This is a genomic window from Planctobacterium sp. AWH2_060, assembly GCF_056158425.1.
In genome coordinates, this window is the sequence record NZ_JBSWTG010000001.1 from 3,512,499 (window position 1) to 3,530,804 (window position 18,306).

Annotated in this window: 13 protein-coding genes; 6 read left to right on the forward strand and 7 right to left on the reverse strand. The window is 47.5% G+C overall.

Features of this window, described 5'->3' with window-relative positions; translation table 11 throughout:
- Positions 1 to 104 precede the first annotated feature (104 nt).
- The 6 genes from ACXAD8_RS14980 to priA all read right to left on the reverse strand — a co-directional run bounded on the left by ACXAD8_RS14980 (position 105) and on the right by priA (position 9,024).
- Positions 105 to 617, reverse strand: a complete 513-nt coding sequence (locus ACXAD8_RS14980; protein WP_475230261.1) for a hypothetical protein — start codon at positions 615 to 617, stop codon at positions 105 to 107.
- A gap of 280 nt (positions 618 to 897) precedes the next feature.
- A complete protein-coding gene (locus ACXAD8_RS14985; protein WP_475230264.1) occupies positions 898 to 3,516 on the reverse strand; it encodes an ExeM/NucH family extracellular endonuclease in 2,619 nt (872 codons plus the stop codon).
- Positions 3,517 to 3,863: 347 nt separating this feature from the next.
- On the reverse strand, positions 3,864 to 5,192 hold the full coding sequence (hslU, locus tag ACXAD8_RS14990; RefSeq protein ID WP_475230266.1) for an HslU--HslV peptidase ATPase subunit: 1,329 nt from the start codon (positions 5,190 to 5,192) through the stop codon (positions 3,864 to 3,866).
- Positions 5,193 to 5,204: 12 nt separating this feature from the next.
- The gene (gene hslV, locus ACXAD8_RS14995) at positions 5,205 to 5,729 is read right to left on the reverse strand and encodes an ATP-dependent protease subunit HslV (protein WP_475230269.1); all 525 of its coding nucleotides are present in this window, start codon (positions 5,727 to 5,729) and stop codon (positions 5,205 to 5,207) included.
- Between the two features lie 349 nt (positions 5,730 to 6,078).
- The gene (locus tag ACXAD8_RS15000) at positions 6,079 to 6,696 is read right to left on the reverse strand and encodes an SPOR domain-containing protein (RefSeq protein WP_475230271.1); all 618 of its coding nucleotides are present in this window, start codon (positions 6,694 to 6,696) and stop codon (positions 6,079 to 6,081) included.
- A 120-nt stretch (positions 6,697 to 6,816) separates the two neighbouring features.
- Positions 6,817 to 9,024, reverse strand: a complete 2,208-nt coding sequence (priA, locus tag ACXAD8_RS15005) for a primosomal protein N' (protein ID WP_475230274.1) — start codon at positions 9,022 to 9,024, stop codon at positions 6,817 to 6,819.
- Between the two features lie 208 nt (positions 9,025 to 9,232).
- Here priA and rpmE point away from each other — a divergent pair, with 208 nt between their 5' ends.
- The 3 genes from rpmE (at position 9,233) to ACXAD8_RS15020 (ending at position 11,369) form a co-directional block, all read left to right on the forward strand.
- Positions 9,233 to 9,445 (forward strand): 50S ribosomal protein L31, encoded by a 213-nt coding sequence (rpmE, locus tag ACXAD8_RS15010; protein WP_475230277.1) that lies wholly within the window; start codon positions 9,233 to 9,235, stop codon positions 9,443 to 9,445.
- Between the two features lie 312 nt (positions 9,446 to 9,757).
- A complete protein-coding gene (locus tag ACXAD8_RS15015) occupies positions 9,758 to 11,014 on the forward strand; it encodes a malic enzyme-like NAD(P)-binding protein (RefSeq protein ID WP_475230280.1) in 1,257 nt (418 codons plus the stop codon).
- Positions 11,015 to 11,195: 181 nt separating this feature from the next.
- Positions 11,196 to 11,369: a hypothetical protein gene (locus tag ACXAD8_RS15020; RefSeq protein ID WP_475230282.1), complete on the forward strand. Its 174-nt coding sequence runs from the start codon at positions 11,196 to 11,198 to the stop codon at positions 11,367 to 11,369.
- Between the two features lie 63 nt (positions 11,370 to 11,432).
- On the opposite strand, the gene ppc is transcribed toward ACXAD8_RS15020, so the two are convergent.
- Positions 11,433 to 14,057, reverse strand: coding sequence for a phosphoenolpyruvate carboxylase (gene ppc / locus ACXAD8_RS15025; RefSeq protein WP_475230284.1), 2,625 nt, complete (start codon positions 14,055 to 14,057; stop codon positions 11,433 to 11,435).
- Between the two features lie 287 nt (positions 14,058 to 14,344).
- On the opposite strand from ppc, the gene ACXAD8_RS15030 reads away from it, so the two are divergent.
- The 3 genes from ACXAD8_RS15030 to ACXAD8_RS15040 all read left to right on the forward strand — a co-directional run bounded on the left by ACXAD8_RS15030 (position 14,345) and on the right by ACXAD8_RS15040 (position 18,220).
- Positions 14,345 to 15,502, forward strand: coding sequence for an ATP-grasp domain-containing protein (locus tag ACXAD8_RS15030; protein WP_475230287.1), 1,158 nt, complete (start codon positions 14,345 to 14,347; stop codon positions 15,500 to 15,502).
- Positions 15,503 to 15,592: 90 nt separating this feature from the next.
- Positions 15,593 to 17,509 (forward strand): biosynthetic arginine decarboxylase, encoded by a 1,917-nt coding sequence (gene speA / locus ACXAD8_RS15035; RefSeq protein WP_475230290.1) that lies wholly within the window; start codon positions 15,593 to 15,595, stop codon positions 17,507 to 17,509.
- Between the two features lie 105 nt (positions 17,510 to 17,614).
- Positions 17,615 to 18,220 (forward strand): RraA family protein, encoded by a 606-nt coding sequence (locus tag ACXAD8_RS15040; RefSeq protein WP_475230293.1) that lies wholly within the window; start codon positions 17,615 to 17,617, stop codon positions 18,218 to 18,220.
- The last annotated feature ends 86 nt before the right edge of the window (positions 18,221 to 18,306 follow it).

Here is an 18,306-nt window from a genome sequence, read left to right on the forward strand (position 1 = left end):
TTAGTTATAGTAGTTATAGTATCCCCCAATTCTGCGCTCCGGGCTTGTTCAACAACAGGATAGGTCGCGGCTTCGCGCGACTTATCCTTATTCGTTATGTGCGGCTATTGCTTTTTCTCTGGCTTAACATATGCCACATGCTTTAGTGTTCCGTCGGTTTGAACTTCGTTAATGTCAAACTCACAGGTAAAGTCAGCAAATGTTGCTTCTTTAGGAGTCCAGTTAATAACTTCTATTTTGTAGCTTTTGCGTGAATCCAGTTGCAAGGGAAGATAGCCATAACAATTAGTTGTTACATAACCTGAGGAGCTTATATTGTCGTAAAAAACAGTAAATAGCTGATCTGCTGGTATCTCCACTATGACTGATTTTGTAGGTTCGTCGAACATACCGTTAGTTTGTAGTTTGGCAATTTCATACAGTGTTGTTTTTTCGCTTTTTTCTTCTGGATCAATATAACCGAGAGTTATGGTTCCATTGTTTCTAAATCCGTGAACCCAAAACTCAACCGTTGAGGTCTCTGCGTTTGGTGGTAATGAATATTTGGCGTATTGAATGTTTGAGCTTGCACACCCTGATAACACGCAAGCAATAATTAACAGCTGTAGATATTTCAACGTAACCTCCTAAGTTACATAACATTTTTATAAAAGACATCATGTTCACTTTCCACGGTGGCTGGATGTCCGTTTATTCCGCATAGTAAACTAACCGCTATTTGCGTACCAGATAAATTCAGCGGCAGTGGATTTCAACTATTTCAGTGCAGAGTGAAAGTAGAGAATTGTCTTTGTTTGGGTGTTAATAAGACACTCACTTTTGTGCTGCATAAGTAATAAAGGAAAAAGCCGGGCCCCTGAGGTTACCCGGCTTTCAGTCTCGGCGCATTAAGAGCCGTTAGTTGTGGCTATAGGCCTTCATGGACACACCAGAATAGCGCTTGTGCCCGCGCAGTCGGATGAACCATTTGCCGGATTCCGGTGCTTCGATCACGCAGCGCTCTTCGGTGCCATAGTTGTTCGAGCGACATTGATAGCGGCGCTTGTTGGGCTTTTTGCCGTGGTTTAGCCACAAGGACAATTCGCCTTCACCGCCAGTGGTGGTCACTTCCAGATACTTTGAGCCTTCTGGCAGCTCAAATTTATAGGTACGCCATCTGCGCTTGCCAGATAAATCCGTCCAGTCTTGCTGATACTCCTGATAGGTATCGATTTCGATAATCACCGGATCGTGATCCGAGGCACGGTAGGCGTCAGGGGCATACAGGTTAGCCTGTTGATAAGCTGACTTGTATTCGGTGTTGTAATCTAAAGCAATGGGTTCATCTGCATTGATATGCCAATCCGTCACGCTTTTTACTTTGTTGCTCAGACTGGCTGATGCAAATGCGTGATCCAGACTGCCGGACTCACCGCGGTAGATGTACGAATGATTATAGCTGCCCAAATACGCTGCTTTTAAATCCGTTAAGCCGTAACCTTTAAAGGTGGTAATGGGATCTTCCATACCATAGGCATTCATATCCCCCAGAATCATGATATCTGACTCTGCCTTACCAGTGGGGTTAGCAGCTAACCAGCTCATCAACTCATTGGCAGCAAATACCCGTGTCGCGTTCCAGCAGCCCTGGCCATCACCCAGATCCTGGTCATCGCCCTCAGCGCTGCTACAGCTACCTTTGGAGCGCAGATGGGTCACCACAAAGGTTAGCTCATCGTTATTGGACAGATCTTTGAAGGTTTGTGCCACCGGTGCGCGGTTGCCATAGTCAAAGGGCACGGCGGTGGTATGAGCAGCGGTGCCTACTTCTGCCACCATGTCTTTGCGATAAATGATTGCGGAGGTAATTTGATCAGTTCCGATATTATCGGCATTGAAATTCACAAATGCCCATTCACCCTCAGAAGCGTTATCGTTCAGGCCATTAACCAAATCCTGAATGGCACTGAATTCTCCAAAGCCATCATTTTCGACTTCCAACAAGCCTACGATATGAGCATCCATGGCCAAAATGGCTGAGATGGTTTTATCCCGCTGGCGGACAAACTCTTCCAGTGAATCAGCACCACGAGAAGTGGGGAAACCAGCTCCCTGACCATCGCCGTTAAAATAATTTAAGACGTTATAACTGGCCACCCGCAATTCCCCTTCGTAACTGTATTCAGGCGCAGAAGTTCTGGGGTTGGCATCCACGAAGCTCAAAGGTTGAGTGGGATGAATGCGGTATTTGCTGAATCCATAGGTAACAACGCCGGTGACTCCCTGAATCTCGGTGCCCGCGCGCAGGGTATTGGCGGCGCTTAACTCTGGCGATGGATAAGGGATTGCGTCTGGATTTTGTTGCGTGCTGCCATCATCAATGGTGATTTGATTTAAGACATTTGCCGCAGCAACGGCATTGGCCGCTTCTCCGGGCAAAGCAATCTGAGTTGGATTGTACAATCTGCCTGATGACACCACGATTTCACCGTAACGGCTCAAACTGTAGTTGTCGGCCACCGTTAAGGTTTGCGACATATTCACCAGCATACCTTCGACACTTTCCAATGCCGCGCTGTCTGTAACGGGTAAGCTAAGCGCAGCAGGTGTGACGCTGTAGCCACTATCACATACTTCTGCAGCTGCCACGTTTCCTAATTGCGTGGCACCATAATATTCCTGAACTTCAGCCACCAGGCGAACTTTGTCACCCACATTAACCTCGGTGCTACTGTCGTAAACAAACACCCCTTCAGAACTGGCAGCGTTATCGTCGATATCGCTATCTTCTTCCTGAATAAAATAGCCTTTCAGTTCTTCACTTTGCTGGAAATCCGCAACTACTATGGCTTCCACCACCACACTAGTGCCTTTTAACGGACTTTCATCACCTGCTCCCTGTACTTCACTGATCAGGGTAGCAGCCTCAGAGCAGACGCCTAAATCGACGTTATTATCGCCATTGTCTCCACCGTTATCGCTGCCACCATGACTGCCCAGATCATTAAAACTATCTTTATCAAAAACCTGCCATTCTACATCAGGGTAGAAAGCATCAAACGCATCACTGTCGCCACTGACAATACCACTGATACGTCGTAGAGTTTTGTCTTTAGTGCTGGCACCATTGCTGCTCCAACTAGAACCTGGATCTACGCCCACTTGTCCAATCGCATCAATCACGACTCCGTCTTTGCTCAGTACCACAGCATCATCGCCATTAAACCAGCTACCACTTTTCAGTTGATTGGCTTTATCTAAAATTGCCTGAGCAGAACTGCCATGCGCCACCACGTGAGCAGCATCAGAGGCCAGAGAGCCTTCCAGTGCGATGCTGTAACCCACAGAGGTATTGCCGTTAAAATAAAAATCCAGACTGTAGACAGACAGATCAATGGCTGTCCCTGTAGGATTGTGTAATTCGATGGCTTTGTTGTAACTGCTGCCTTCGACGTATTCAGAGATGTAGATGTCATCTGCCAGGGCAGAAGTGGCACTCAGCACAGCGGCTGTCACCAGAGAAAGTTTGGTCAACATGGATAGGGTTCCTGTATTTCTTTTAGTTTTTTACAGTGTTTTGCATCACTGCAACGAGCGTCATATTCACAACAACTACTTTGCCGGATTGGATGAAGACAGGAAGGCTTTAACAAAAAACATAATGGCTTGTTAACAAAGCAATAAAATCAGTGACTTAGCGTTTAAAAATAAGATTACCTATCTGAATGAGTAAAAATAACACCGGAAATATGGGTATAAATAGACTCAGAATGTCAATTTTTGGATAAAAATAGACACCGATGAACATTAAAAACACATTTGTGCAGGCGCAGAAACAATAAAGCCCGCAATAACAGCGGGCTTTCATCAAAAGCAGAAATGAACTAAAGAATAAAACGACTCAGATCTTCGTTCTCTACCAGGGATTCCAGATGTTCATTCACGTACTTGGCGTCGATAACCACCTGTTCACCGTCCATTTCAGAAGCATCATAGGAGATGTCTTCCATCAGACGCTCCAGCACTGTGTGCAATCGACGGGCACCGATGTTCTCGGTGGTTTCGTTCACCTGCCAGGCGGCGTGCGCAATGCGATCAATACCGTCTTCAGAGAAAGATAAGTTCACCCCTTCGGTGGCCATCAGGGCCTGATACTGCTCGGTTAACGAGGCGCTGGGCTCAGTAAGAATGCGCTTGAAGTCGTCGGTAGTTAAGGCCGACAGTTCCACGCGGATTGGCAAACGGCCTTGCAATTCCGGGATCAAATCGCTGGGTTTTGCCATCTGGAAAGCGCCAGAGGCAATAAACAGAATGTGATCGGTTTTTACCATGCCGTGCTTGGTGCTTACCGTGGAGCCTTCCACTAAGGGCAACAAATCACGCTGCACACCTTCACGGGATACATCGGCGCTACTGACATTTTCTCGCTTACAGATTTTGTCAATTTCATCGATGAACACGATGCCGTTTTGCTCCACCGCTTCCAGGGCTTTTTCTTTCAGCTCTTCCTGATTCACCAGTTTGGCGGCTTCTTCTTCCACCAGCAGTTTCAGAGCGTCTTTGACTTTCAGTTTTTTCTTTTTCTTTTGCGTACCAGACAGGTTCTGGAACATCCCCTGCAACTGATTCGTCATTTCTTCCATGCCAGGAGGGGCCATGATCTCAACGCCTACCTGCGGCAAAGCCACATCGATTTCGATTTCTTTATCGTCCAGGTGTCCTTCTCGCAGTTTTTTACGGAAAACCTGGCGAGAGCCTTTATCTTCAGACTGCTCCTTCTCACCCCAGACATTTTCTGCTGGCGGCAATAAAGCGTCCAGAATGCGCTCTTCCGCGGATTCTTCAGCACGGAAGCGCACTTTGGCCAGCTCCTGCTCTTTGGTCATCTTGACCGCGATATCGGCCAAATCCCGAATGATGGATTCCACCTCTTTGCCCACATAACCCACCTCGGTAAATTTAGTGGCTTCCACTTTGATGAAAGGGGCATTGGCCAATTTGGCCAGACGACGGGCAATCTCGGTTTTACCCACACCAGTGGGGCCTATCATCAGAATGTTTTTTGGGGTCACTTCCTGACGCAGTTCAGTATCTAACTGCATTCGACGCCAGCGATTACGCAATGCAATGGCCACGGCACGTTTGGCATTTTGTTGACCGATAATATGGTTGTCCAATTCATGGACGATTTCTCTAGGGGTCATTTCAGACATGCTTGATCCTGATTAGTAATCCAGTATTTCCACAGTTTGGCTGTGATTGGTGAAGACGCAAATACTTCCGGCAATAAATAAGCTTTTTTCAGCAATATCTTTGGCGGATAGTTCAGTATTTTCCAGTAAGGCTGTGGCTGAGGCTTGGGCATAGTTGCCACCCGAACCTATAGCGATCAGATCCATTTCTGGCTGAATCACGTCACCATTACCGGTAATGATCAGCGAAGCCGTTTCGTCAGCCACCGCTAACAGGGCTTCCAGGCGACGTAACATGCGATCGGTACGCCAGTCTTTTGCCAACTCCACTGCCGCTTTAGTCAAATGTCCCTGATGCTTTTCCAATTTTGATTCGAAGCGCTCGAATAAAGTGAAGGCATCCGCAGTACCACCGGCAAATCCCGCCAGTACCTTATCCTGATAAAGACGGCGGACTTTTTTAGCATTACCTTTCATCACGGTATTGCCCAAAGAAACCTGACCATCGCCAGCCATTACCACCTGATTTCCGCGGCGGACAGACACAATCGTTGTCATTTTTGTTCCTGTTTAATTTGGCGCGATAGTGCGCACTTTCAGACTATGAGCAATTTGTGGGGGTGATTGGTGTGATTTCAAGGTTTGTGACTGGTAGACGATTCCACAAGTTGTAAGTGAATGTCTGGCGCAACACTTGGGTAGCTTGCTTTGCTGGCATGTTTGCCGGGGCGAGAACATGGATGCTCATTTAGAGATAAAGCCAGTATTTGTTCAAAGTGCAGCCCGGTTACCTGAAGGCGCAGTCGGCGCCCCGACAATGATTTCAATCAACTGGTATTGGCTGAGTCAGGCTTCGATTCCGAAAAATATGTACCTACCAGCAACCCCAGAAATGTAAAAAATACCTTTACCAGATGCGACAAGTGGTAAAGCCCGCCCGTTGCAGGGTGTGGCGATCTTTTTCCGCCATACGCTTGCGTTCGTAAGGCCCCATCACCACTCTGAACCATCGGCCGTTTTTACCATTGCTTTCTTTGATATTGGACTCCAGGCCCTGAAATGCGATACGAGCGCGCATACTTTCAGCCTGCTCTTCCTGCCTGAAAGAACCACACTGCAAGACATAAGTAGTATCGGATGTTTGCGTGGCATCCGGCTTTTCCACTTCAATTTCGTAATCAGGATCTGTCAGAGTTTGCATAAACTCCCACTCTTCCTTGGGCGCTTCGGGTAGAGTGTCTTCTGCTTTTTTGGCGGTTTCCTGCTTTTGTACTACCGCTTTTTTGCTATCGGAGGCGTCTTTAATGTTCCAAAGAAAAACACCAAAGCCGATGATCACTGCAAGCGTGAAAACGATCCTCAACCAGGGAGTAGACTGACCTTGTGAATCAGCAGTCTTTTTTGCTGCGGGTTGTCCTCTGCCATTGGAGCCAGACGGTTTGTTGTTGGTCCGCTTCTTTGCAGCAGACCCTGTGCCTTTTTTTGGGGGAACTCTGTCCCTGGCGACGTAATCTTTAGGTGCCATAAATGCTGTTTATTTTCGTGTTGTTGTATTTAGCGCGCGGCAGATCTTACCGTGTCTGAACTATGGTGGAAACCACTACAAAGTTAAATTCTTCGCTAGTCTCGCTGAAATATCAAAAAACTAATAAAAATCAGTGGGATCCACATCCACAGACCAGCGTACTTTCTGTTTTGTTGCAAGCCCTTCAATATTCGCCAGGTATTTATTCACTGCCCGATGCAATGGCAAGCGTTGCAGATGGGACAATAACAATTGTACTCGGTAGCGGCCCTGGCGTTTTTCCATTAATGATGGAAAGGGTCCTATGACTTTTAAGGCCGGTTCATTAAGTGATTGTTCCATATGGAACATTTTCGCCACCTGCAGTAAAAACTGCTGACAATCTGACAGTTTAATGGCCTCGGCCTTGAGCAATATCTGAAATTCAAATGGCGGTAATTGTGCTGCCTGACGTTCTTTTAACGTGGTTCGGGCAAAGTGCCCATAGCCATTGTGCAACAGATCCAGCAACAAGCCATTGTCGGGGTGGCAGGTTTGCAACCACATTTCGCCTTCTTTACCCGCTCTGCCGGCGCGGCCAGCCACTTGCGTTACCAACTGAGCCAGTTGTTCCGTAGCTCTGAAATCGGCACTGTACAATGCCGCATCCACGTCCAGTATCGCCACCATGGACAAATGTGCAAAGTGATGTCCCTTTGCCAATATCTGGGTGCCCACCAGTATCTGATATTTACGCTGGTTGATATCCTCTAAAGTCTGGTTAAGCGCCCGTTTACTGGCCATGGTGTCGCTGTCAATTCTCGCCACCTGGTATTCCGGAAAAATGCGGGCCAGGGCTTCCTCTAATTGTTCAGTTCCCACTCCATCGGCAGACAGATTATGACTGCCACAGGACTGGCAACTATACTGGCGTTTGCGCACCGACCCACAATGATGACAGTGCAATTGCTGAGTAGACTTGTGAAAGGTGTACGGTTTGTCACAATGGTGGCAGGTTTCCACATAACCACAATCGTTACACATGATGGCCGGGGAATAACCACGACGATTAATAAAAATCATCACCTGTTGTTGTTGTCTCAAGTGAGCATAGATACGCTCCACCAAATAGGGACTTAGCCCGGCATCCAGATGCTGCTCTCTGATATCCAGCAGTTGTTGTATCACCCGACTGCCCTTGACCACCTTATCCCTCAGATGCAGGTGTCGATATTTGGAGGTCAGCGCATTGTTTAAAGTTTCCAGTGACGGCGTGGCTGAGCCCATCACTACTGGAATATTGAGACGTCGGGCGCGCATCAGTGCCAGATCCCTGGCGTGATAGCGAAAGCCATCCTGTTGTTTAAAGGAACTGTCGTGCTCCTCATCTATCACTATCATGCCCGGCCACTTTAGCGGTAAAAATACCGCAGAGCGGGTGCCGATAATAATCCCCAGCTCGCCATCCCCGGCTTTTTGCCAGACCGCCAGTCGTTCGTTATCGGTTAATCCCGAATGCCAGACGCCTATCTGAATGCCGAAACGCTGTTGAAAGCGGGCCAGGGTTTGTGGTGTCAGGCTGATTTCCGGTACTAAGACAATCACCTGACGCTGTTGCTGCAGTTGGTTCTCAATGATTTGCAGATAAACTTCGGTTTTACCACTACCAGTTACCCCTTCGATTAAAAAGGGCTGAAAGTCCTGATGACTATTGATAGCGCTGATGGCTAATGCCTGTTCAGTGGAAGCAAAAGGTCGGGCATTCACCTGCAAGGATTGGGTCCAACTCAGGTCCTGTTTAACGTCCCGCTCTTCATATTCAATCAGCATTTGCTTATACAGGGCTGATAGAATCGGCTTTTTGAACTGTTGTAATAACTCCGCTTCCCGAGCAGGCTGCTCTTTCAGTAACTGCAATAACGCCAGTTGCTTTGGTGCCTTGCTCAGACTTTGCCATTGTTGCTGAGTTAAATCGGGTTTAATGCGCCAGAACTTTTCCGTAGCGCGACGATTTGGCTCTCCTTTGCGCAATTTAGCAGGGATAGCCGTGAGCAACACATCACCAATAGGATAACAATAATATCCGGCGGCCCAATTGAGTAAGGCCATCATGTCAGGCTTTAATACGGGCTGCTCATCAAGCACCTCAGCAAGCTCTTTCAGCTTATTGGCCTGCCACTGTGACTCTGACTTACTGTTGACCACAATGCCAATCTTTTCACCATGGCCATAAGGCACTCTGACCCGCTTACCGATCAAAGATGTGCCCTGCAGGCTTTCGGGTATCAGATAGTCGAAGGCCTGTCGTTTCGGGATCGACAGGGCAACTTCAGCAAACAATTGGCTCATGAGTTTTGGATAAATCTATAAAGAATCTGGATTTTGTGGGGCTGACGCTCAAATTTTAGGCATTTTCGCTTGATCCCCGAAAGACGATACATTAATATGCGCGCCTCTTTGCCTCAAGGGCAAAATGAGAAAGAATTTTTGTAATTAACATCGTATGGTGGCCAACTTCGGGTTGGTTAGCGATACGGCCTTAATATTGAGGTGCCCCATGCAACAAGGTATTCACCCAGAATACAACGAAGTTACCGCAAACTGCTCTTGTGGTAACAGTTTCAAGATCCGTACTACTTTGAAAAACGATCTGGCTCTGGACGTATGTTCAGCTTGTCACCCGTTCTACACAGGTAAGCAAAAAATCGTTGATACTGGTGGTCGTGTTGACCGCTTCAAGAAGCGCTTTTCTGTACTGGGCAAAAAATAAGATTGCCCCTTACCGAATTATCGCTCAAAACCCGGCTTCTGCCGGGTTTCTTGTATCTTTCCAGGCGCATCGCTCAAACTTCCACCCCTGCTCCGACAAGCCAATTTTAGCGTAGCTGTAAGCCCACTTGTTATGTTACAGTTCACCCAACAAAAAGAATTGCTATAGCAATCTCAAGTCTGGTGCGTAATAATAAAAACAAAGCGCCCTGCGCATATTTATAACAATAAGTAATTAGAGCACACTCTAAAGCAGAATTTTTCAAGTACCGACGACGACATAACCCATTACTTACTGAGGCCCTACATTTTTATGTCTGAATTACGTCAAAAGGCGCTGGATTATCACGCCTTCCCTAAACCCGGAAAAATAAGCGTAGAACTAACTACTCAAGCAGAAACCGTTGAACATCTGGCATTGGCTTACAGCCCAGGTGTGGCAGAGCCGGTTAAAGAAATCGCGGCGGATCCTGAAAACGCCTACAAATACACCATTAAAGGCAATCTGGTGGCGGTCATATCTAATGGCAGTGCCATTTTAGGTTTAGGGAATCTCGGGCCATTGGCGTCCAAGCCAGTGATGGAAGGTAAAGCTCTGTTATTCAAACGCTTTGCCGGTATCGACTCCATCGACATTGAAGTACAGCACGATAGCGTACAGGAATTTATTGATACCGTAGCCAATATTTCCATCTCGTTTGGCGGTATTAACCTGGAAGATATCAAGGCGCCTGAGTGTTTTGAGATTGAACAGGCCTTGATTGAGCGCTGCGACATTCCGGTTTTCCACGATGATCAACACGGTACAGCTATTGTCACCGCTGCCGGTATGATGAATGCGTTAGAAATACAGGGTAAAAACCTGTCTGATGCCAGGATAGTCTGTTTGGGTGCAGGTGCAGCAGCAGTAGCCTGTATGGATATGCTGGTTAAGTGTGGTGCGCAAAAACACAACATCTTTATGTTGGACAGCAAGGGCGTTATCCACTCTGAACGTGATAATTTGCAACCTCACAAGCAAAAGTTTGCCAATGAAACCGACAAGCGTACTTTAGAAGATGCAATTGAAGGTGCTGACGCCTTTTTAGGCGTGTCGGGTGCCAACTTATTAAGTGTTGAAGCCCTGCGTAAAATGGCCCCCAATCCGGTTATCTTTGCCTGTGCCAACCCGGATCCGGAAATTAAGCCAGAACTGGCCATGGCAGAGCGAGACGATTTGATTATTGCCACAGGTCGTTCTGATTACCCCAATCAGGTTAACAACGTACTGTGTTTCCCCTTTATCTTTCGCGGTGCTCTGGATGTCAGAGCTACGGTTATCAATGATGAAATGAAAGTGGCCGCAGTGGAAGCTATCAGAGCGTTAGCCAAAGAAGAAGTGCCTCACGAAGTGCTGGCGGCTGCTCATGTTAATCATCTGGAATTCGGAAAGGATTATATCATCCCGAAACCCATGGATACCCGTTTATGTCGCCGTGTAGCTACCGCAGTTGCTCAGGCAGCCATAGATTCAGGGGCGTCAAAAATGAGTTGTCTTCCCGTCAATTATCTGGCAGAGTTACCCGCGTAAAAAACGAACGGTAATTTTGCTGACCGAAGGTTAGGCTTCAGAATCACTGGAGCCATGTGGTAATGCTGAGTATTAAGTGGTTGTCGTAGGTCTGCTTGAGTTTTAACAGGCCGCAAAATGATATGTAACATCAGTAAAATGACATGATTCGTACGATTAAATAAATATAAGAGTTCGAAAAATGACAAGCCCTGATACCAATCGTCAAGCCACCAGGGAGGCATTGACGAAAGAGCTTCTGGAGCATTATCAGTGTCAGCCTAAGCTGTCTAAGCTAAAAGAAGCGCAGCCGCAATTGGAAGCACAGTTTCAGTTTCCCCGTAAAGTGTGGGAAAAGCTGAGAGCAAAAAATTAATTTATGATTTAAACAAAAAGAGTCGCAATAGCGACTCTTTTTTTATTCCAGTTTTAGGAAATCTTAACCAGTATTGCGCATACCTACAGCGATACCGGTAATAGTCACCATCATGGCTTTTTCCAGTGTACGATCTTCGGCGGTATCATCCAGGGCGCGGATGCGCTGCAACAACTCCATCTGTAAATAGTGCAAAGGTTGCAGATAATCGGCGCGAATAGACATGGATTGTTTACCTTTCGGATCTGACTCCATCACTTCTTTTTGCTGCAACAGGGTTAACAACAATTCGATACTTTGCGTTAGCTCAGCTCTGAGCTTCTCACCAAGGTGACGTAACTCCTGAGGTACCAGCTTTTCATCATAAGCCTGACCCACTCTGGCATCCGCTTTGTAAAATACCATGTCCAGCATGGATAAACGGGAGCGGAAGAAAGGCCAACTGGCTAACATATCCTGGAGTAAATCCCCCTGCCCTTTATCTAGTGCATTTTGCACTGCCGGCATGACACCCAACCAGGAAGGCAGCACCATACGGGTTTGCGCCCAGGCGAAGATCCAGGGAATAGCTCGTAAGCTTTCGATACCACCAGTGGGTTTGCGCTTGGCAGGACGGCTACCCAAAGGCAATTTGCCTAACTCCTGCTCCGGCGTAGCGACGCGGAAGTAAGGCACAAAGTCCGGGTCGTGGCGTACCACATTGCGGTAGTTATCTCGGGCATCGGCAGCCATGTCGATAATGGCCTGACGCCACTCTGGCTTAGGTGCCGGTGGTGGCAATATAAAGGCTTCCAGAATCGCACTGGCATACAGGTTCAGACTGCGTTTTGCCAGAGCGGGCATACCGAATTTATAGCGAATGGTTTCGCCCTGTTCAGTCACCCTGAAGCCACCATCCAGGGAACCCGGTGGTTGTGACAGGATTGCGGAATGAGCTGGTAAGCCGCCGCGACCAATAGTGCCACCACGACCATGGAACAAGGTTAGCTTAATATCATTTTCTGCGGCAATGGCCACCAGCGCTTCCTGAGATTCATACTGCGCCCAACCCGCGGCCAATGCACCGGCATCTTTCGCCGAGTCAGAATAGCCAATCATGACGTATTGCTGGCCTTTGATATAACCGCGATACCAGTCAATCGCCAGCAGGTCAGTCATCACTTTTGGCGCGTTGTTCAGATCGTCCAGGGTTTCAAACAGGGGAGCCACCGGCATAGGCCAGCTGACGTTCATTTCCTGCAGTAGCAACTGCACTGCCATCACATCCGAAGGCAGACTGGCCATTGAAATAATATAAATACCAAAGGCTTCGCGATTGTTCTGGGCAATCACCTTACAGGTATCAATCACCTCTTTAACTTCGTCACTGGGCTGCCAGTTAGTGGGAAACAAGGGTCGCTTGGAGTTTAATTCGTGCAGCAAAAATGCCTGCTTGTCCGCTTCTGTCCATTGGTTGTAATCCCCAATGCCCAGATGACGGGTAAGTTCGCCAAACACATTGGCATGACGCTCAGAATCCTGACGCACATCTAAACGCAGCAAATGCACGCCAAAACAGTGGGCGCGGCGAATGGTATCCAGCAGCAGACTGTCAGCCACATTACTCATGCCACAAGCGTGCAGCGAGTTATAACAGGCCATCAGTGGTGCCAAAATCTCCTGGTCTGACTGGATCCAGTCATCCTGGTCCACCGGGAAACCTTCCAGATGGCTGGCAATACCATCTCGGGTAAGGATCAGCTGGTCCCAAACTGGACGCAACAAGGCGCGATAGGGCTCCAAAGCCTCTTCGCCGACAATACTGCGCACATAATCGTCGCAGTCGGTCATTGAGAGTTCCACCACCAGGCGCTCTATGTCGTCAGCGAATAATCGCGCTGCGCGCTTTCTGGCTAACAACAAAACCTTTTGGGTAACTTTAGCAGTAACATTGGGGTTACCGTCTCGATCTCCTCCCATCCAGGAGCTGAAATGCACCGGGGTTGCATCCAAAGGTAAACGCTGACCGAACTGCACGAATAATTTACTGTCCAGCTCACGAATGAAATCCGGTACCGCTTCCCACAGTGAGTTTTCAATAACGGCAAAGCCCCATTGTGCTTCATCTACTGGCGTAGGCCTTACTGCTCGCACTTCTTCTGAATGCCAGGCCTGAGTAATGAGATCGGCAATGCGCAGCTCCACAGTTTTGCGTTGTACCGCACTGAGATGGTCGTCTCGTAGCTGTTTAACACACTGGGTTAACTCAGAGTATTTGTGAATAAAGGTACGGCGATAAACTTCGGTTGGGTGAGCAGTGAGCACCAGATCGATATCCAGTTTAGCCACTGTCTCAGCAAACGATTCCTGAGAAAAATCCATATCCTGCAATCGCGCCAATAGCTTTTCCATTGGATCTTCGATTTGCGCATTACTGTTGTGTTCCTGCTCCACAATATTGGCCAGGTTCAAAAATTGTGTGAAAGCTCTGGCAATCGTTAACAACTGCTCGTTTTCCAGCTCTGAAAACAAGGCCTGCAATTGTTGAGTGGCTTCCTGATCACCCTGATTTGACTTGCGACCAGACTTTCGAATCGTTTCGATGCGTTGCAACCATTCTTCACCCAATTGATCTTTGATCGTGGTACCTAAAGTACTGCCGAGTTGACGAACAGTATCTCTTAGCTGGTTTTCCATAGCGTCTGACATAGGCTCTCCGGATTTAATAAAATTACAGTTTTTGTGGTTTTTGACCACAGAAAGCCCCTAAACTTACCTCATTTTGTAATTAAATTACAAGAATTACCGAAATCTAGTTTGTTTAAAGGCCAAAATAAAATCTGTCGCTTTCTGCTATATGCCACTATATGCTTAATTTTGAATGTCGGTTTGGATCTTATTATTCTGATGTTCTTATGTTGTTACTTTCTACATTAAAAACCCGATCAATAGCAAATGACATTGCTATGAAGTTGGCATCAGCACAAGTATGAGTTATGCAGCGAAACCCAACAATACTGGCCCTGGCCAGTGAATTTAAAGGTGCGGATTTTATTCGTGAGTGCAAACATCAAGGCTGCGAAATATTCGTCATTGCCAATGAAAGGTTTAAGGATCACCCCTGGCCCTGGGATTGTATTGACAGATTTCACACCATGCAGGATTTGCGTATTCAACCGGATCTAACCTACACGGTGGCTTATCTGATGCGCCATCATCAAATTGATCGCATTGTGGCACTGGATGATTACGACGTAGAGCACTGTGCCGACTTAAGAGAGCACACGCAACTGCCCGGAATGAAACACAGCAACGCTCGTTTATTCAGGGATAAGTTAGCCATGCGCAGTGCCGCGGCCGCACAACAAATCCCACAACCTCGCTTCACCGGCATATTGAATCATCACCAGGTGTATGAATTTATGGAAGCCGTGCCCGCCCCCTGGATTTTGAAACCCAGACCCCTGGCAGGCTCAGAAGGTATCGAAAAATTTTACCAGCAAGATGACCTATGGCAAAAACTGGAAAACTTAGGCGATCAACAATCCTGGTTTTTATTAGAAGAGTTTGTTTCAGGCGAGGTATTCCATGTGGATTCACTGTGCTGGAAAGATGAGGTGATTTTTAGTCAGGCCAGCCAGTATGGCGCGCCTCCCCTGACCATGTTGCAGGGACAAGGCATCTTTTCAACCCGGGTTTTACCCAGAGACAGTGAAGATGCCAGGCAACTGACTGAGTTAAACAAGCAATTATTGGCGGCATTTGGGCGCAATTACGGTCCCAGCCACAGTGAGTTTATCAAAGGTGACGATGGCCAGTTTCGCTTTTTAGAAACCTCCGCCAGAGTGGCGGGTGGCAATATTGAACGCACCATAGAATGCGCTTCCAATATCCGGATTTGGCAAGAAGCAGCCAAAATGGAACTGGCAGATTTTCGCAATGAACACTATAGCCTGCCTGCGCTGCGACAGGACTATGCCGGTCTGATAGCCTGCCCTCAGGGATCACAACCAGTGGATATTCACAGTTTTCAGGAAAGTGAAATCAGGCATCGCTATACAGCCGATGGTTACAACAGCCTGGTGGTGCAATCTGAAGATTATCAGCGAGTGCAATGGTTATTGCAGGATTTCGCTAAAAGACTGGTTTGCTGATGTTGGATTTAGGCAACAACAAAACTATACTGGCAACAAATTTATGAAGTGCTCCGCAGCGGGGCACTTTCACCTTGAGAGACCAAGAATTTGAACAACTGGACCATTGAAGATGCGGAGGAGCTTTATCGTGTAAAGCGATGGGGCGCGGGTTATTTTGAGATAGGCGAGAACGGCAATCTTAAGATAACACCGTCACAGAACAATGAGAGCTTACGCATCGACTTCAAATCCGTTATCGACGAGATCCGTGCTGAAGGCATCCAATTCCCGGTAGTTGTGCGCTTCCATGACATTTTGCGAGCTCAGGTAGCGAAACTGAATCAGGTATTTCGCGACACCATTAGTAATGCCGAATATCAGGGCCATTACATGGGAGTTTACCCGGTAAAAGTCAATCAGATGCGGGAAGTGGTAGAAGAGGTAGTGGATGCCGGTGAACCCTTCCAGTTTGGTCTGGAAGCAGGATCCAAAGCCGAGCTGTTAACGGTTCTGGCTTACAACACCAATCCCGGTGCCCTGACTATTCTGAACGGCTACAAAGACGAAGAGTTTATGCGTCTGGCCTTTATGGGTTTGTTGATGGGCCGTCGCATCATCATCGTGGTGGAAAAATTCAGTGAACTTTACACCATTGCCAAGCTGGCCAAAGAGCTAAAAATAACGCCAGAGATTGGTCTGCGCGCCAAGATGTCAGTGCGCGGGCGCGGCAAATGGGCAGGTTCAGCAGGAGACCGGGCTAAATTTGGTTTATCCACTTCTGAACTGGTATCTGCGGTTCGCTATCTGAAAAATGAAGGTCTGGACGATCGCCTGAAACTATTGCACTTTCACATCGGCAGCCAGTTAACCGATATCCGTGCCATCAAAGATGCGGTTACCGAGGGTGCTCGTATTTATGCAGAATTGCGCCATCTGGGTGCTAATCTGGAATTTGTCGATGTTGGCGGCGGTCTGGGTATCGATTACGATGGCAGTGCTTCCACCAACGAGTCTTCTCGTAATTACAGCATCAAAGAATATGTAGGTGACATTGTTTACGGTATGCAGGAGATCTGCGATGCAGAAGGTGTGCCTCATCCCAATCTGGTCAGCGAGAGCGGCAGAGCTTTAACCGCCCATCACAGCTGTGTTGTAACCGAGATTGTCAGCGAAATTAAGCCGACAGGTAGTCAGTCGGTATTGGCCTGCGATCCAAACGAACACTTTATTGTCAGTAACATTCGCGATTTGTCGGAGAACCTGGATCGTTACCCCAACTCGCAGGAAATCTACAACGATGCCGGTGACTGGAAAGAACAGGCACTGAACGCCTTCAAGTTAGGGGTGTTAAATCTGGAGCAGTTAGCTACGGTTGAGACACTGTACTGGCAAATCATGCAGGTCATTCAGCAGCGCATGAAGCAGGAAGAGTTTATTCCGGAAGAGCTAAAAGAACTGGAAGTACAAATGGCCTCTCAGTATCTGGGTAACTTCTCAGTGTTCCAGTCTGCCGCAGATACCTGGGCGATTGATCAGATCCTGCCGGTGGTGCCTATTACCCGCATGAACGAAGAGCCCACGGTAACCTGTTCCATTGCCGATATTACCTGTGACAGTGACGGTAAAATTGACAACTTCATCGGTGAAGACGGCGTCGCGCCCACCATCAAAATGCACGAACTTAGGCCGGATGAGCATTATTACATCGGTTTGTTCCTGACCGGTGCCTATCAGGACGTTATGGGCGATATGCACAATTTGTTTGGTCGCCTTAATGAAGTCCACATCTTCAGTTATGACGATGACCCGGAAGATTTTTATATCGAAGAGATTGTGCGAGGCTCCTCGGTTGAGCATGTGCTTAACATCATGCAATACCATCCCAAGACCATGGCGCAGGATGTCAAACGGGTAATCGATAAGAAGATCTCAGATGGTGAATTGAAACCGCGAGATGGAGTAAAGTGGATCGACTTCTACGAAGCTTGCCTTGAAGGTTACACCTACCTGAAAACCACCAATTAATACAAACAACGGCTCTGCATATCAGGGCCGTTTTTTGTTGCATCTGCTATGAAATTTTCAGTAAATTAGAAGACTCAGAACAGTTTCCCTGCAAGGATCTCCAAAATGAATGAACTGGAATTTTCCGCCGTCTCCCCCTGTGATTATGCTGACGGACTGCCCCGCGAGCAGTTTATGCATTACCACATCAAACCGCTGTGGCACAAAATACCCCGCATTGCCGGTCCGGCTTTCACCGTCAAATGCGCCCCGGGCGATCATCTGATGCTACACGCCGCGATATACGAAGCTAAACCGGGCGATATTATTGTTTGCCAGGCTGATGAAAAATTTGCAGTATCTGGCGGTAATGTTTGTGCCATTGCCCAAAAGCGCGGTATTGCCGGGTTTGTTATTGATGGCGTGGTCAGAGACATTGAAGAGGTCAGAGACATTCAATTTCCCATTTTCGCCCGTGGAGTTTGCCCTAAACCCGGTGCTAAAAAAGTCAAAGAACCACTGAATCAAACTATCCAGTGTGGCGGTGTCACTGTGCATCCCGGTGATATAGTGGTAGCAGATGAAGAAGGCATTGCCGTGTTGCCCAAAGCGCTAGCCGCAGAAGTCTACGAAATTGGCAAAAAACGCCGAGATAAAGATGCCGCTCTGAGCCTGGAGCAGTGGCAAGCCAATCACGAGCAGCTCATCAAAGACAAACTGAACTCACTTTAATAGTTATTCCGGAGTGGTTGTGTAAAATTCATTCACTCCGTTACGTAGCATGTATATTCCAGTTTCATCAACAAAATCAACTTATT

Excerpts from the sequence above, each read along its gene's own strand:
- ACXAD8_RS14985 (WP_475230264.1), bottom strand. The coding sequence starts at position 3,516 with ATGTTGACCAAACTTTCTCTGGTGACAGCCGCTGTGCTGAGTGCCACT.
- hslU (WP_475230266.1), bottom strand. The coding sequence starts at position 5,192 with ATGTCTGAAATGACCCCTAGAGAAATCGTCCATGAATTGGACAACCAT.
- hslV (WP_475230269.1), bottom strand. The coding sequence starts at position 5,729 with ATGACAACGATTGTGTCTGTCCGCCGCGGAAATCAGGTGGTAATGGCT.
- ACXAD8_RS15000 (WP_475230271.1), bottom strand. The coding sequence starts at position 6,696 with ATGGCACCTAAAGATTACGTCGCCAGGGACAGAGTTCCCCCAAAAAAA.
- priA (WP_475230274.1), bottom strand. The coding sequence starts at position 9,024 with ATGAGCCAATTGTTTGCTGAAGTTGCCCTGTCGATCCCGAAACGACAG.
- rpmE (WP_475230277.1), top strand. The coding sequence starts at position 9,233 with ATGCAACAAGGTATTCACCCAGAATACAACGAAGTTACCGCAAACTGC.
- ACXAD8_RS15015 (WP_475230280.1), top strand. The coding sequence starts at position 9,758 with ATGTCTGAATTACGTCAAAAGGCGCTGGATTATCACGCCTTCCCTAAA.
- ACXAD8_RS15020 (WP_475230282.1), top strand. The coding sequence starts at position 11,196 with ATGACAAGCCCTGATACCAATCGTCAAGCCACCAGGGAGGCATTGACG.
- ppc (WP_475230284.1), bottom strand. The coding sequence starts at position 14,057 with ATGTCAGACGCTATGGAAAACCAGCTAAGAGATACTGTTCGTCAACTC.
- ACXAD8_RS15030 (WP_475230287.1), top strand. The coding sequence starts at position 14,345 with ATGCAGCGAAACCCAACAATACTGGCCCTGGCCAGTGAATTTAAAGGT.
- ACXAD8_RS15040 (WP_475230293.1), top strand. The coding sequence starts at position 17,615 with ATGAATGAACTGGAATTTTCCGCCGTCTCCCCCTGTGATTATGCTGAC.